General features: G+C 36.6%; 14 protein-coding genes. All 14 read right to left on the bottom strand.

Going from position 1 to position 16,676, the window contains the following annotated elements; translation table 11 throughout:
• Positions 1-99: 99 nt before the first annotated feature.
• Entirely contained in the window at positions 100-4,437 is a 4,338-nt protein-coding gene (locus tag TS1_RS10725; RefSeq protein ID WP_068710509.1) for a PolC-type DNA polymerase III, read from the bottom strand.
• A 263-nt stretch (positions 4,438-4,700) separates the two neighbouring features.
• A complete protein-coding gene (locus TS1_RS10720; RefSeq protein ID WP_068710508.1) occupies positions 4,701-6,410 on the bottom strand; it encodes a proline--tRNA ligase in 1,710 nt (569 codons plus the stop codon).
• Positions 6,411-6,478: 68 nt separating this feature from the next.
• A complete protein-coding gene (gene rseP / locus TS1_RS10715) occupies positions 6,479-7,744 on the bottom strand; it encodes an RIP metalloprotease RseP (protein ID WP_068710507.1) in 1,266 nt (421 codons plus the stop codon).
• Positions 7,745-7,897: 153 nt separating this feature from the next.
• Positions 7,898-8,704, bottom strand: coding sequence for a phosphatidate cytidylyltransferase (locus tag TS1_RS10710; protein WP_068710506.1), 807 nt, complete (start codon positions 8,702-8,704; stop codon positions 7,898-7,900).
• Positions 8,701-9,501, bottom strand: coding sequence for an isoprenyl transferase (locus TS1_RS10705; RefSeq protein ID WP_068710505.1), 801 nt, complete (start codon positions 9,499-9,501; stop codon positions 8,701-8,703). The genes TS1_RS10710 and TS1_RS10705 overlap by 4 nt, the downstream gene beginning before the upstream one ends.
• A 260-nt stretch (positions 9,502-9,761) precedes the next feature.
• The gene (gene frr, locus TS1_RS10700; RefSeq protein WP_068710504.1) at positions 9,762-10,319 is read right to left on the bottom strand and encodes a ribosome recycling factor; all 558 of its coding nucleotides are present in this window, start codon (positions 10,317-10,319) and stop codon (positions 9,762-9,764) included.
• A 3-nt stretch (positions 10,320-10,322) separates the two neighbouring features.
• The gene (pyrH, locus tag TS1_RS10695; protein ID WP_068710503.1) at positions 10,323-11,042 is read right to left on the bottom strand and encodes a UMP kinase; all 720 of its coding nucleotides are present in this window, start codon (positions 11,040-11,042) and stop codon (positions 10,323-10,325) included.
• A 268-nt stretch (positions 11,043-11,310) separates the two neighbouring features.
• Complete coding sequence (gene tsf, locus TS1_RS10690; protein ID WP_068710502.1) at positions 11,311-12,195, bottom strand: translation elongation factor Ts; 885 nt, start codon at positions 12,193-12,195, stop codon at positions 11,311-11,313.
• 103 nt (positions 12,196-12,298) lie between these two features.
• The gene (gene rpsB / locus TS1_RS10685; RefSeq protein ID WP_068710501.1) at positions 12,299-13,096 is read right to left on the bottom strand and encodes a 30S ribosomal protein S2; all 798 of its coding nucleotides are present in this window, start codon (positions 13,094-13,096) and stop codon (positions 12,299-12,301) included.
• A gap of 200 nt (positions 13,097-13,296) precedes the next feature.
• Positions 13,297-14,304: a tRNA (adenosine(37)-N6)-threonylcarbamoyltransferase complex transferase subunit TsaD gene (tsaD, locus tag TS1_RS10680; RefSeq protein WP_068710500.1), complete on the bottom strand. Its 1,008-nt coding sequence runs from the start codon at positions 14,302-14,304 to the stop codon at positions 13,297-13,299.
• Complete coding sequence (rimI, locus tag TS1_RS10675) at positions 14,279-14,767, bottom strand: ribosomal protein S18-alanine N-acetyltransferase (protein WP_068710499.1); 489 nt, start codon at positions 14,765-14,767, stop codon at positions 14,279-14,281. The genes tsaD and rimI (TS1_RS10675) overlap by 26 nt, the downstream gene beginning before the upstream one ends.
• Positions 14,767-15,300: a ribosomal protein S18-alanine N-acetyltransferase gene (gene rimI, locus TS1_RS10670; protein WP_068710498.1), complete on the bottom strand. Its 534-nt coding sequence runs from the start codon at positions 15,298-15,300 to the stop codon at positions 14,767-14,769. Before rimI (TS1_RS10670) ends, rimI (TS1_RS10675) begins: the two co-directional genes overlap by 1 nt.
• Positions 15,284-16,000 carry a tRNA (adenosine(37)-N6)-threonylcarbamoyltransferase complex dimerization subunit type 1 TsaB gene (gene tsaB / locus TS1_RS10665; RefSeq protein ID WP_068710497.1) on the bottom strand — a complete coding sequence of 239 codons (717 nt, stop codon included), beginning with the start codon at positions 15,998-16,000 and terminating at the stop codon, positions 15,284-15,286. The genes rimI (TS1_RS10670) and tsaB overlap by 17 nt, the downstream gene beginning before the upstream one ends.
• 81 nt (positions 16,001-16,081) lie before the next feature.
• The gene (locus TS1_RS10660) at positions 16,082-16,642 is read right to left on the bottom strand and encodes a sugar O-acetyltransferase (RefSeq protein WP_068710496.1); all 561 of its coding nucleotides are present in this window, start codon (positions 16,640-16,642) and stop codon (positions 16,082-16,084) included.
• Positions 16,643-16,676 lie beyond the last annotated feature (34 nt).

Below are 16,676 nucleotides of genomic sequence, written 5' to 3'. Positions count from 1 at the left end.
GATCCAGTAGGCCCTTGTCGCAAATTCACGACAATTAGGGAATCTTATCAAATATAGTTCGGGTATTTTTATCTTGTCTTTACTTATGTCACAGACTCTTTATAGCATATCAAACAATGATAATTGGTTTTCGTCCGGTAAATCATTTAAAACGCCATTGTCTGACATATAGTCAATGAGTGTTTTTGAAACTTTTGCGCGATTGGCAAGATCTTCTTTTGATAAAAAAGGTCCATCTTCGCGTGCTCTTACAATTTGTTTTGCCACGTTTGTCCCTAAACTTGGGACAGCTCTAAATGGAGCAATCAACTTATTGTCTTCAATGACAAAATTTACCGCGTCCGATTTATATAAATCGATCATACCAAATTCATAACCGCGTTCTAGCATTTCATTGCATAGTTCAAGTACAGTCAGTTGATTCTTTTCTTTCGCTGAAGCATCCATGCCCTTATTTGTAATTTCTTTCATTCGCTCTTTTACAGCATCTTTGCCTTTACACATCGAAACTAAATCAAAATCATCGGCCCGAACTGAGAAATAAGCACAGTAATAAAGAATTGGGAAATAGACTTTGAAATAAGCAACGCGTAATGCCATCAAAACATAAGCTGCCGCATGGGCTTTAGGAAACATATATTTAATTTTTAAGCATGAATCAATATACCAATCTGGAACATCATATTTTTTCATTTCTGCTTGCCATTCATCAGGGATTCCTTTCCCTTTACGAACATGTTCCATAATTTGAAAGGCCATTCCAGCATCTAGACCTGCGTGCATCAAGTAAACCATAATATCATCCCGACAACCGATAACATGAGCCAAATCAGCTGTTCCTTGTCGTACCAATTCGTCAGCGTTTCCTAACCAAACATCCGTCCCATGAGATAGACCAGAGATTTGTAGTAATTCAGCAAAAGTTGTTGGATTCGTATCTTCTAACATCCCACGTACAAAACGTGTACCAAATTCTGGAATGCCAAGGGTTCCCGTTTTTGAATAAATTTGCTCAGGTGTAACACCTAATACTTCCGTTCCTTCAAAAATACGCATAACTTCAGGGTCATCTGTTGGAATCGTTTGTGGGTCAATACCAGATAAATCTTGTAACATACGAATCACCGTGGGATCATCATGTCCTAAAATATCAAGTTTTAATACATTATCATGAATGGAGTGAAAATCAAAGTGCGTCGTACGCCATTCCGCATTCAGGTCATCTGCCGGGTATTGAATTGGTGTAAAATCATATACATCCATATAGTCAGGAATAACAATGATTCCGCCAGGATGCTGTCCGGTAGTACGCTTAACTCCAGTGGCTCCTTTGGCTAAACGATCTACTTCGGCATTTCTGAAGTTTAAATTATAATCTCGTTCATAACCTTTTACAAAACCAAAAGCTGTTTTATCCGCAACAGTACCTATGGTTCCTGCCCGATAAACATAATCTTCGCCGAATAGTTCTTTCGTGTAATTATGGGCTTCAGGTTGATAGTCGCCAGAAAAATTCAAATCAATATCAGGAACTTTATCTCCATTAAAGCCTAGGAAGGTTTCAAATGGGATATCATGCCCATCTTTTTTCAAACGAGTCCCACATTTTGGACAGTCTTTTTCTGGCATATCAAACCCAGAACCATAAGAACCGTCTTCATAGAACTCTGAATACTGACATTCTGGACAATAATAATGGGGGGCTAAGGGATTTACCTCAGTAATTCCAGTCATTGTAGCAACTAAACTAGAGCCAACAGATCCCCTTGAACCTACCAGATAACCATCCTTGTTACTTTTAAGGACTAATTTTTGTGCAATTAAATAGATTACAGAAAATCCATTGCCGATAATTGATTTTAATTCTCTTTCTAAACGCTTCTCGACAATTTCTGGTAGCGGGTCGCCATATAATTCCTTTGCTTTAGAATAACTCAAATTCGTAATTTCTTCTTCAGAGCCAGGAATCTTAGGCGTATATAATTTATCTTTGACTGGAATCACAACATCGCAACTCTCGTTGATTTCATTTGGATTAGTAACGACGAGTTCTTTAGCTTTTTCGTTGCCTAAAAATTGAAACTCAGTAAGCATTTCATCTGTGGTACGGAAATGAACATCGGGTAAAGTATGACGGTTTAATGGATTAGCCCCTCCCATAGAATTAATCAAGATTTTACGATAAATTGCATCCTCTTCATTTAAATAATGGACATCTCCAGAAGCAATAACTGGTTTTTTTAATTCATCGCCAATTTTGACTAACTTGGCAATAATATCTTCCAGATCCTTTTCGCTTTTAATTAACTCTTGTTCAATTAAAGGCGCATAAACAGCTTTGGGCATGACTTCAATATAATCGTAAAATTTAGCCAACTCTTTGGCTTCTTCATAACCTTTTTGCATCATTGCAACGAAAACTTCATTCTTGTCGCAAGCTGTACCAATCAAGAGACCTTCACGTAATTTAACCAGCTCCGAACGAGGGATACGCGGTTGTTTATCATGAAAGTACTTGACATTTGACATAGAGACTAGTTTAAATAGATTCTTCAAACCTTTTTGTGTTTTAACCAAAATAGTCGCGTGAAATGGACGGGCTGCTTTGATTGAATTTGCACCACCTACATGTCGATTTAAGTCTTTATGTAGGTACATTTCATGTTTTTCCATTGCTTCTTTAACAAAAATCCAAGCCAAATGGCCCGTTGCTTCTGCGTCATATACAGCCCGGTGATGTTGTTCTAACGACACACCAAATTTTTTCGTTAATACTCCCAAACCAAAACGTTTAAATTCTGGGTATAAAAAACGTGCAAGCTCTAAAGTATCAATGACAGGATTGGTTGCTTCAGCAATATTGTTGCGTTTATAACTCATATTTAAAAAGCCCATATCAAAAGAAGCATTATGTGCTACTAAAATACACCCCTCAGAAAACTCTTGAAAGGCTTGTAGTACTTCTTCTTCGGATTTAGATCCTTTAACCATTTCATCTGTAATTCCTGTTAAGTTAACTGTCGTATTAGATAATGGGTGCCCAGGATCAATAAATTCTTCAAAAGAAGCTTCGACATTTCCTTTGTGCATTTTCACCGCTGCTAGTTCAATAATGGAATCATAAACTGCAGATAAGCCGGTAGTTTCCACGTCAAAGATAACATAAGTGGCATCCGACAAAGAGACATCTTGCGGGTTATAAGCGACTTCCACGCCATCATCTACCAGGTTGGCTTCCACGCCATAAATAATTTTTACTCCGTTTTTTTGACCAGCCTGATGAGCTTCAGGAAAAGCTTGTGTACCTCCATGGTCAGTAATAGCAACTGCCTTATGTCCCCATTTTCCAGCTTGTTCTACTAACTCAGTGATGCTATTTGTTGCATCCATCGTACTCATAGTTGAATGTAAATGAAGTTCGACCCGTTTTTCGTCTTCTTTAGCATAGTCTTTACGGCTTTCATGTTTAACTTCAACCAAGTCTTGTGCATTCATAACTAAATCACGCATAAAAGTATCTTCTTGAATGCTACCTCTTACTTTCATCCAGCTGCCTTTTTGGATAGCTTCAAAAATTTGTTCATCTTTTTCTCCATTTGAAAATTTCTTAGCAACAAATGAGGAAGTGTAATCCGTAATTTTCAAAATTAAAAGTTGTCTACCTGAACGAAGTTCGCGCACCTCTTTGTCAAAAACATAGCCTTGAATGGTCACCCGTCGCTCCTCTTCTAAGATATTATCCATAGGTGTGACAAGTTCATCTTGTGAGATATTTCTCCCTAAAGCAATCGGACCTTGTAACGGTTGACTTTCGACTTTTTTCTCTTTCTTTTGTTGCTTATGCGAGGCAATGGATTCTGCAGCTTGCTGCATAAAAGCCTCTTGTTGTTCCTTTTGAAAAGCTTCAAGTTGCTCTTTATTTTCTTCTGCTTGTTTTTGATCCAATTGGGGTTTGATATGAAATTTTGTAAAACCAAAAGACTGATATATTTTTTCAATCATAGGTAAATATTGTTGCTGCAAATTGGGAATCACAGCTTCATTTGAAATTGGCAAAATCACCTTGCGTTCTGCCATAAAAGGCTGTTGACTTTTTAACACTTGCTTAACAAATGGTGTATCACAATTTTGATTAGATAATGCTAAGGGCCAGTATTCCTGTAATAGCTGTTCATCAAACTGCCCGTCTTGTGTCTTGACTATCATTTTCACTGAGGCAATATTCTGAAAAGCCATTTCTAAATTCTGACGAAAACTTTGATAGATCATTGCAGGTAAAATTTGGGCAAATTCTAGAACAAACGTCCAGTTCTGTGACTGTTTGTGAACAACCACTTGTTTAATTTTTCCTTGTTTGATCAAAGGATTTTCTCGCATCGTTTCATCAAGTTGAATTTGATCTAAGAGAATTTCAAATGTTTCTTCTTCCTTTGACAAGCTTATACACTCCTTAATATTGCAATCTTTCTTTATCAGTATACGCGTTTTAGTAAGCGAATGATAGAGGGTAAAACGATAGCTTCTTTTTGCTAATTTATATAAAAATTTATGCTCTTAGTCTCAATTTCATAATAAAAAGCGATTAGAGCGTGGTAACAACCCCCAAAAATTAGATTTAAAATCTAGCTTTTGGAGGTCGCTTGCATAAAGGGATCTTTTATATTAGAAATTAGCACTGCTAAATAATTTTTTTCTATTATTTATTCACTTTCTGAATTTAACAAAATTGCCAATGTCGAAACCAGTTCTTCTTGTTTTACTTCAATCTTAGCTTGTGTTTGCTTAAATTTGATACTGACTGTTCCTTCACTGGCTTTATTGCCTACGGTTATACGAACCGGACAACCTATTAAGTCTGCATCAGCAAATTTTACGCCTCCTCTTTCTGGACGATCATCAACTAAAACCTGATAACCAGCTTCAATCATCATTTGTTCGATATTATTGGTTAATTCCGTTTGCTCTTGGTCATCCATATTTGTTTGAACAATATGTAAATCAAAAGGAGCAATTTCTGCTGGCCAGTTGATCCCTTCTTGATCGCTGTTTTGTTCCACAATTGTAGCTAATAAACGACTGATACCTAATTCATAATATCCCATTTGAACTGGAACATGTTGCCCATTTTCATCCAATACGGCTGTTTTTAACCGATCACTAAAATAGGTACCTATTTTTACCATCCGTCCTATCTCAACGCCTTTTTTAAGCACCAAAGTTCCTAAATTGTCAGGAGCTGGATCGCCTTCTTGAACTAACCGAATATCAGCGTAATAATCAACTGAAAAATCTTTATCTGGGTTTACATTTTTTAAATAAGTATTTTCCTGACTTGCACCTGTCAAAGCATTTGCAAGATCTTGCACTTGTAAATCAGCACATATTTTGCACCCATCAGGTACGTCAACCGGACCTAAAAATATTGATGACGAATGAAAATAATCTCTTGTTTGTTCTTCGGTTGCACCCTCTAATTGTTCAACCTGTAACTGTTTTTTAACCTTTAATTCGTTGACTTTCTGGTCAGCCCGCATCAAAATCAGAGCGGGCTGTCCATCTGCCAGATAAAATTGAGCTTTTATCGCTTTTTGTAAAGGAATCTCTAATACTTGCGCTGCTTTTTCAATGCTCTCTCCCCTATCAAAATAAACTTCTTGTGTTTCTTTATAAGGTTCATGAGATTTTTTTGAAATAAAGGCACTTGTTGCAGCTTGCAAATCAGCGGCGTAGTCACTATCAGTTGAAAAAGCACCAATCTTATCGCCAGATTCTGAAAGTGCCATATATTCAAAAGCAGCTGTTTGGTCATCAATTTGACTGTCTCCAAGAAGACTTTTTACTTTAACTCCAAATCGCTCGAAAATACGGCTAAACGCTTTTTGATAGGCACGATACATTTCATCTAAGCTATCTTCGGTAGCATGAAATGAATAAGCATCGCTTAAGATAAATTCGTGACTACGTAATAAACCAAAACGTGAACGCTTATCATTACGATACTTGGTCGCAATTTGGAAAATCGTTAAAGGCAAACGTTTATAAGTTGACACTTCATCGCCGATTAACTCACTGATTAACCCTTCATATGCAGAGCCTAAGACAAATTCTTTTCCTGTGCGGTTCTTTAAATTATAAGCTTTATCATCATAATCAGCCTCACTAACTTTTTCTAATAAAGATAAAGGTAACAATGATGGCATTTTAATTTCTACCGATCCAATTTTTTCAAATTCCTCTTCAATGATCGCATACATTTTTTTTAGCACACGCGTTGCTAAAGGCAAATAAGCATAAACACCGCCAGAAACCTGGCGGATAAAACCTGCTCTTAACAATAATTGTAAATTTTTAGCTTCTGCATCGTTTGGCATTTCTCGTAATGTCGGAATCAAAAGTTTTGATTGTTTCATAATACTCTCCTCTTTTAAAAAGCCGCTCATTTTTATTCATAGCCTATTTGTTTTCTTAAAGGTCTATTTTAAAAGAAAAAGCGCTGAATATCGTTCCAAGTGACCAGTACCATTAACAACATCAATAAACCAAATCCTACTAAAGTAATGATTCCTTCTTTTTCTTCACTAATAGGTTTTCCACGTACAGCTTCTACAATATTTAGTAACAATTTTCCTCCATCTAAGCCAGGGATTGGAAGTAAGTTTACAATTCCTAAATTGACAGAAATCATTGCCGTTAAAAGTAAAACCGTCATAGCACCTTGTTGGGCTGCCTGATTAGACATTTCAAAAATAGCAACAGGTCCCCCTAATTGGTCTAAACTAAAGTTAGTAATTAAAGACTTGAGGGCAACTAAAATTTGAACAAAGGTGTCCCAACTTTCTTTAACACCGCCTACAACTTTATCCCAAAAACCAGTTTCTAGCGATGCTTGAACACCGAGTTGACCTACCTCTTGATTTTGCGATTTGACACCTTCAGGAGTTACATCCACAGATAATACTTGGTCTTTACGTTTAACTTCTAGTGTGGTTTCTTTCTCCGGTTTTTGTTGAATTTCTTGTTGTAACTCAGGCCAGCTTGATACATTTTCTTGATCAATGCTTACAATTTCATCTCCAGATTTTAAACCAGCTGCCGCTGCCGCACCATTGGGATCTACTTCACCTAAAACTGTAGAATCTTCGTTAGGAACGCCACCTTGTAAAAATACAATCGCGATGAACAAAACAATCGTCAGTAAGAAATTGTTCATGGGTCCAGCAAAATTAGTCAGCATTCTCTGCCATAATTTCGCAGACTGAAATTGTACATCACGAGGAGCGATACGTAATTGAGTTCCATCTTCTTCAATGACTTCGGCATCATGTTTCACTGGGTAAGTACGAACCTTTTGTTCATCTCCGTTAATAAAACCGGTAATTTCAAGAGCGTCAGTCAAATCATATTTGGTTACTTCCAGAGGAATTGCATTGTCTAATTGTACTTTTTTACTGGTATTGATTTTAACAACTTCATCATTTTCATTTATTTGTAATGATACCGGCATGCCGGCCTTTAGTTCCTCTTCTTCTTCGTAGCCTGCCATGCGGACATAACCGCCCATCGGAATGGCTCGAATGGTATAAGTCGTACCATCTTTTGCTTGGTGGCTAAATAATTTTGGGCCCATTCCTATTGAAAATTCTCGGACCAAAATGCCCGATTTTTTAGCAAAATAAAAATGGCCAAACTCATGTATCACCACAACTACTGAGAAGACGATTAAAAATGTTATTAATGTCCTCATCTTATGTTTCCTCTCTTTCGTCAGAGTATATCAAAGATTACTCATTATTTTATCATATCTTAGGCAATTAACAATCAATGGGATTATTTGTAATAAGAATTTAAAAAAGCATTTCCGAACCCTTCGAAAATGCTCAGTGGTCTTCTTTTAACCTTAGAACAAACCAATCAAATGCATGATAGGAAACACAAATAACATACTATCGAAACGGTCTAAGATACCGCCGTGTCCGGGTAAAATACGACCAGAATCCTTCACTTGATAATGACGTTTGATCGCCGATTCGACTAAATCACCAAATTGACCAACTATGGATAAGATAATTGTCCAAAAAATCATCATAAAAGAGCCGTACTCAAAATAAAGGCTGCCTGGATAAATAATCAAAAAGATAATAGCAATAACAACTGCACTCCCAATACCGCCTAGTGCTCCTTCAATGGTTTTATTCGGCGAAATTTCTGGCCAAAGTCTACGTCTGCCATATTTTCTTCCTGCCATATAAGCTCCAATGTCTGTAGCCCATACAATAAGTAAGCCAAATAAAAGAACAAGTAAACCTGTTTGTCTTGCTTCTACAAAGTTTTGAAAACCGACACCTACATATAAGCTAGCTAATATAGGAAAGCCTGCTTCATCGATGGTATACATATTTTTTGATATTACCGTTACCCCTAATAAAAGCATGACTATAAAATAAAATAGGATTAATTTCTCTGCAGTTTCAGGTAAAAACGAAAACCAAGGAGTATTGGGTAATACCAACACAACGGCTCCAAGAACAGATAATACTCCTTCAAAACTCATAATAGCGAGACCTTTCATTTTGAAAAGCTCATAGACACCCACTATTGCCAATAAAACGCCTAATAATTGTACTGAAATACCTCCAAAATCAAAAAAGATAATGGGTAAAAAAAGTGCTAACGCAATAACCGCTGTAATGACTCGTTGCCTCATTTATTCTCCTCCTTGTTTTTCAATCCGCCAAAACGGCGATTTCGATGCTGAAAAATCGCAATTGAGTTTTCAAGAGATGTTTCATTATAATCTGGCCATAATTCTTTAGTAAATAGCAATTCACTATAAGCGATCTGCCATAATAAAAAGTTACTAATCCGCTCTTCTCCGCTGGTGCGGATTAGAACTTCAGGATCACGAACCTCTTTTGGCAAAAATCCAGTCATTAAATGATCAGCGATGATATCGTCATTGATTTGTTCTATTGCAATATTTTTTTCTGTGATATCTGTGACAATATTTTTCACTGCCGAAACCAACTCTGAACGGCTGCCATAATTTAACGCAAAATTCAAAATCATCCCTGTATTCTCACTCGTTTCTTCTATCGCGCGATTTACTGCATCTTGTGTATGCATAGGTAAAGCATTTTGTTCCCCCATTACGTTCACGCGGACGTTTTCTTTCATTAACTCTGGCACAAAAGTATCAAAAAAGTCAACCGGTAATTGCATCAAAAAATTGACCTCTTCTTCGGGTCTTTTCCAATTTTCGGTAGAAAAAGCATAAAGAGTAAGTACTTTAACGCCTAAATGAGAAGCATGGCGGGTAATTTTTTTTACTGTTTCCATACCTTCTTTATGACCAGCCACTCGCGGTAATCGACGATTCTGTGCCCAGCGTCCATTTCCATCCATGATGATAGCTATATGTTTAGGTACGGGCAGTTCTGCATCAAATTTATATTCTTGTTCTTCTTGAAAAGCTTTATTTTTTTCTGGGAAAAAACGTAACATTTGTTTTTGTCTCCTAACTTCATTCATCCTTTATATTCGGCTAAGATATAAAATTTTATCGTTTTTATTATATCAATAAACAAACCTATTGCCTATGATAATTGAAAATATGAATGAAAATATTAATAGAACAAAAGAATTTTTTAAAAATTGATTCTTAAGTTTCCCCTTATAGCCAGAAGAAAAAGATATTGTTTAGTCTCAGAGATTTTTGACAATAAAAAACAGAACTTTTTACAGTCCTGTTTTTAAGAATCATTTTACATTTCTAATAATTCATTTTCTTTATCCGAAGAAATCTGTTCGATTTTTTCTGTGTATTTATCGGTTAATTCTTGAATATCTTTTTCAGCAGTTCGTAAATCATCTTCGGTAATTTCGCTATTTTTTTCTTGTTTCTTATACTCATCCATTGCCTCACGACGAGCGTTACGTACGGCAATTTTTGCTGTTTCTGAATCTTTACCTACTTCTTTTGCTAACTCCTTACGACGTTCTTCTGTCAATTGTGGAATGACTAAACGAACGACTGAGCCATCATTTGTTGGTGTAATCCCGATATCTGAAGCCAAGATTGATTTTTCGATTTCTGGTAACATCGTTTTATCAAATGGTTTGATCATTAGTACCCTTGCTTCAGGGATAGTGATAGAAGCTAATTGGTTCAATGGTGTCGGTACCCCATAGTAGACAACACTCACGCGGTCTAATAAGCTCGCATTCGCACGACCCGCACGTATTTGTCCAAGATGACGTTGCAGATTATCTATGGCTTTTTCCATATTTTCTTTTGCTTGTTGCAAAACTTTGTCTGCCATGTGTTATTTCCCCTTTACAGTTGTTCCGATATTTTCGCCCATAACGGCACGTTCGATATTTCCGGATTTATTTAAGTTAAATACCACCAGTGGAATATCATTATCCATGCTCAAAGAACTTGCGGTTGAATCCATGACTTGTAGCCCTTTTGAGATAACTTCTAAATGAGTCAATCTTTCAAATTTTACCGCTTTTTCATCTTCTTTAGGATCAGCTGAATATACTCCGTCAACATTGTTTTTAGCCATTAGGATTACGTCTGCATCAATTTCAGCAGCACGCAAAGCAGCTGTAGTATCTGTTGAGAAATAAGGGTTTCCAGTCCCACCAGCAAAAATAACAACACGTCCTTTTTCCAGGTGACGTTCTGCCCGGCGCCGGATATAAGGCTCAGCGACCTGACGCATTTCAATAGAAGTCTGTACGCGTGTTGGAACCCCAACATTTTCAAGCGTATCTTGTAATGCTAAAGCATTCATGACAGTTGCTAGCATCCCCATATAGTCTGCTTGTGCACGTTCCATGCCTACTTCTGCGCCAATTTGTCCACGCCAAATGTTTCCTCCACCAACAACAATCGCTAATTCAACATTTAACTCATATACTTTTTTTAGTTCTTCAGCAATCTTTTGGATCGTTGGTGGGTTAATACCAAAACCATCTTCTCCAGCTAATGCTTCACCGCTTAATTTTAATACCACTCGTTGATATTTTGGTTTCATCCTTATGATTCCTCCATAAATCCTCTATATGTTATTGTAGCATATTCAGCATGATTGCGCAGTTGTAAAATGTTCTTTGACTACACTTTTTTGCTGAAATCAATCGCCTTTTATTTTCAGGTTAATGTTAACAACAGCTAACCTGACCATTATCTTTACAAATTACTTGTGTTGTTATGCGTTTTGTTTCTAGCAAAACTTAACAACAAAGATTCACAAAAAATAGGAGCGCATTTAAATGCGTTCCTATTTTTAAGCAAAGCAATAATTATTGTTTTGCTTGGTTCATTACTTCGTCTGCAAAATTTTCTTCACGTTTTTCGATTCCTTCACCAACTTCATAACGAACAAATGTGTTTACTGTAGCGTTTTTGCTTGAAACATATTTTGCAACAGTCATGTCAGGGTCTTTTACGTAAGGTTGATCAACTAAACAAATTTCTGCTTTATATTTATTTAAGCGTCCTGCAACCATTTTTTCTACAATGTTTGCTGGTTTGCCTTCATTTTCAGCTTGTTCAGTTAAAACAGCTTTTTCATGAGCTAATTCTTCTTGTGGGATTTGATCTTCGTTGATATAACGAGGATTGATAGCAGCTACGTGCATTGCGATATCTTTAGCTACTGAATCATCTGTTGTACCATCAAGAACAGTTAACACTGCAATGCTCCCCCCCATATGAAGGTAAGCACCAAAAGCTGCTTCATCATTTTTTTCAAGTACTTCAAAACGACGGAAGCTGATTTTTTCACCAATAACTTGGGTTGCTTCAATTAAAGTTGCTTCAATAGTATCGCCATCTGAAGTTTCTAAAGCCATTGCTTCTTCCATGTCTTTGGGTTTGTTTTTAGCGACAGTTTCAGCAATTTCTTTAACCAAATTTTGAAATTTGTCATTTTTAGAAACAAAGTCAGTTTCTGAATTTATTTCAACGATAGCTGCTGTGTTACCATCAATAGCAACCGATGCCAAACCTTCTGCTGCAATACGATCACTTTTTTTGGCTGCTTTAGCCATTCCTTTTTCACGCAAAAAATCAACAGCTTTGTCCATATCACCTTCAACTTCTACCAAAGCTTTTTTAGCGTCCATCATACCGACACCTGTTTTGTCACGTAATTCTTTTACTAATTTTGCTGAAATATTAGCCATTTAATTTTTCCTCCTGATTAAATTATACTTTTTTAAAAAAAGCTATTTCAAAGGAGAGTGCAGCTTTTTGCCCAGTCTTTGAAACAGCTCCGCTATTCAATCATTATTCAGCTGATTGATTATTGCCTTCAACTACATCTACCATTTCTTCAAGGGAAGGTGTATCTGCTACAGCCGTATTTTCGTCTTCTTCAAAGTCTTCTTCGACCACTTCGTCTTCGCCTTGATTCCCTTCGATTAATGCATCAGCCATTTTTTGAGTGATCAATTTAACAGCACGGATGGCATCGTCATTTGAAGGAATGACAACATCAATTTCATCTGGATCACAATTTGTATCAACCATCGCCACAACTGGAATATTTAGTTTGTGTGCTTCTTGGATAGCAATGCGTTCTTTTCTTGGATCTACGATGTAGATAACATCAGGAATTCTAGGCATATCTGCGATACCGCCCAAGAATTTTTCTAAACGATCGCGTTCTTTATTTAAACCTACGACTTCTTTTTTAGGAAGGACTTCAAAAGTGCCATCTTCTTCCATACGATTAATATCTTTTAGACGTCCAATTCGTTTTTGAATGGTTTCCCAGTTCGTCAATGTACCACCTAACCAGCGATGGTTTACGTAGTATTGACCTGCACGGATTGCTTCTTCTTTAATTGAATCTTGTGCCTGTTTTTTAGTACCTACAAATAAAGCAACGCCGCCTTCTTCAGCAACTTCTCTCATGTATTCATAGGCCGCATCTACCAATTTAACTGTTTTTTGCAAGTCAATAATGTAAATGCCATTTCTTTCTGTGAAGATATACTTCTTCATCTTTGGATTCCAACGACGTGTTTGGTGACCAAAATGCACGCCCGCTTCTAGCAATTGTTTCATACTAATTACTGCCATTTTATTGCCTCCATGTGGTTTTATTTTCCTCTCCTATCGATCCTCTCGTTGAAGAACTGACAATGTCAGCACCACTTCGCTGATTACGATAAGATGTGGATTTGTGTCTTTTTAGACACCTTGAGTAGTATACAATATTTTTGCTATATTTTCAACTATTTTATTTTTAACGAAACTCTTTTTTATAACCTGTGGAAAAATCAAAAACTTAAGCTCGGACAAGCATTAAGACTCAAATCTGCGCAGCGATTTTTCGCAAATTCTACATGACCAGCTGCAGCGATCATTGCCGCATTATCCCCACATAAACGCAAAGGAGGAATAATCAACTGAGTCTCTGGCAATTGCTCGCTAACTTTTTGTTTCATTGTTTCACGAAGACCGTGATTTGCTGCTACGCCGCCTGCAACAATCAGCTGTTTAACAGGATAAGATTTGGCAGCACGGATTGTTTTTGTTACTAAAACTTCTACGACACTCGCTTGGAAACTAGCCGCTAAATCTTCTTGTGATAAAACTTCTTGTCGTTGCTGTGCATTATGCGTCAGATTAATAAAAGCGCTTTTTAAGCCGCTAAAGCTAAAATCAAAATTATCTTCATTAAGCATTGCTCGTGGAAAGTGGTAACGGTCTTTTCCTAAAGGAGCTAATCGATCAATTTCTTTTCCACTAGGATAACTTAATCCCATAACTCTTCCAACCTTGTCATAAGCCTCGCCTGCTGCGTCGTCGCGGGTTTGACCAATTACCTCATACGAAGCATCTTCTTTCATATAAACCAGTTCTGTATGGCCTCCACTAACAACTAAGGCCAATAAAGGAAAACGTAATTTTTCTGCAAAACAAGCAGCATAGATATGTCCGGCCATATGATTAACAGGAACTAGCGGCAAATCGTTTGCCCACGCAAAGGCTTTGGCTGCCTGCACACCGATTAATAACGCACCCACTAAACCTGGTCCGTAAGTCACAGCCACCGCAGTTAAATCTTTTTTATCGACTTGCGCTTCTTGTAAAGCTTCATGAATACAAGACGTAATTTGTTCGACATGGTGACGACTAGCAACTTCTGGAACCACCCCACCAAAACGCTTATGGCTTTTAACTTGTGAAGCTACAATGTTACTTAAAATTTGGTTACCATCTTTAACAACTGCAACGCTTGTTTCATCACAGCTACTTTCAATTCCTAATATCAATTCGCTCATTCTTTTCTTCTGGCCTCACTTTTTTTGTCATTACTAACGCATCTTCTAAAGGTTTTGAATAATAATTGGGTCTGCGAAAAATTACTTCAAATCCATTTTTCAAGTAAAGTTGTTGTGCCGCTTGATTAGAAATACGTACTTCTAAGATGATCCGCTCTGCCTGCTCTGCCAAAGCAACTTGGTTTAAGTAATTTAACAGCAAAAGCCCATATCCCTTTTTTTGCGCCTTTTTTGCAATCGCAAGATTAAAAATTTCCATTTCATCTAAAAACTGATGATAGCAAAGATAAGCAATAATTTCTGTCTCTTCGAGAATTAAATAACCGCTTTGTTCGTTGCATATATCTGCTTTAAATTGTTTCTTGGTCCAAGGAGAACCAAAAGTATAACTTTTATTAGATAAAACAAATAACTGCTCAGCTAATTTTTCAGCATTAAAAAAACATTCATTGACTAAACGCATTATTCAACCCTCTTTATCATATAAAGTGCGTCTTCATTACCCGTGGTATAATACTTTTCTAAACGTTTGGTAGTTTCATAACCTAACTTGCGATACAGTCTCTTGGCATCAATATTACTTATTCGTACTTCTAAAGAAATTGTCTGACAATGCTGCCTATAAGCAAAAGCCTCTACCTCATCTAACAAAAACGATCCAATGCCAACCTTTTGAAAATCTGGATGGACCGCTACATGAGTAACATGTAAATCATTTAAAGAAGCTCGGCTGCCAATAAAACCAACAATTTTTTCCTGATATAAAACACAAAGATATAAATGAGCGTAACGAGAATACAGTTCCGACAAAAAAGCACTACGAGTCCATGGAATTTCTCCAGCGTAAACCGCTCGTTCCAATTGGAGTAGCTCCTTAATATCGTCTGATGTCATTTCACGTATGAAAAATTGTTTACCTGCCATTTCTTGAACATGTTGGATATAGCGTTCTTTATGATGAAAATTTGAAAAAGCAGCTCTAAATCTTTTCAACATAATCTTCTTCCTCATTTTGGTGATTTTCAAGCCATTTTTCTTCCGCTTCTACACGTTTTAAATAATTGGGCAAAAATCGATCAATATCTACAACCGGTTCTTCTTTTTGAGCTAACTGACTGATGACAATCGCATTTGGATAATTCCATTGTTCAATTGAGTTAATTTTTGCAAAGGGAAGCGATTTAGCGATAATGTCCTGAAATTTTTTTACATCTGCGCCTACAAAATAGCATGGTTGATCTTTTAAAAGAGCTAACAATTTATCCAATGAAAGGTGCTGATCTGCCAAAACATTCACTAATTCATTGTCTTGCCACTGATAAGCACCCGCATAAACATTTTTTCTTCGAGCATCAAAAAGAGGAACAATCCAGCCTGGTTCTTTCATACAATTGGCTGCAATTGTTTTTAAACTTGAAACTCCTACTAACTCGATTGACAAAGTACTTGCTAATGTTTTTGCAGTCGTTACACCTATGCGTAAACCGGTATAAGAACCTGGCCCTTGAGCAACTGCAATCCGCTCTAAATCTGCAGGAGTTAGACTAACACTTTTCATTAAATAGTCTATAGCTGGCATCAAGGTTTTACTATGTGTTTTATTTACCATTGTTTGTATTTGACCCAGAATCGTCTGATCTTCCATAACAGCGATCGCCATTGTCTGATTAGACGTATCCATTGCTAGTACTTTCATTTATTTACTCCCTTCTTTTAAAATTCCTATTTATTTTATCACGAATTCTGTTCAGAGACTAGAAACTAAATCATTACTTCTTTAATCGATTTTTTTTACTATTTTACAAGGTGTTCCAAAGGCTAGCACATTTTCTGGTATATTTTTCGTAACTACACTACCTGCTCCAATAACAGAATTCTGCCCTATATGAACACCTGGAAGTATGATAACTCCCGCTCCAATCCAAACATTCTCTTCTATAATAACGGGTAAATTATATTGAGCTTTTTGCTTCCTTAATTGAGGTTCAAGTGGATGTGTTCCTGTAGCAATCGTCACATTAGGTCCTACCATCGTATGATCATGAATTTCTATTCTTGTATCGTCTACTAAGGTAAGATTAAAGTTTATATAAACATTATTTCCTATATAAGTATTTTTACCCCAATTTGCATGTAAAGGCTGTTCAATATAAACATTTTTCCCTATTTCACCTAAAAGATTTTCTAAATAGATTCTTTTCTTTTGTAACTCTTTTGGATTTGTATTATTGAAAGTATAAAGCAAGGCACTGTAATTTAAACTTTCTTCTTCAATTTCTGAATTCTCATAATAAATTTCTCCAGAATTCATTTTTCTTTTTATTTCATTTGTCTCCATTGCTACACCTCTTAAAAGTAATTTCTACACGTTT

It is taken from the genome of Tetragenococcus solitarius NBRC 100494, from assembly GCF_001544195.1.
Taxonomy (GTDB): Bacteria; Bacillota; Bacilli; order Lactobacillales; family Enterococcaceae; genus Tetragenococcus; species Tetragenococcus solitarius.
This window is presented reverse-complemented; position numbering and strand designations above follow the sequence as displayed.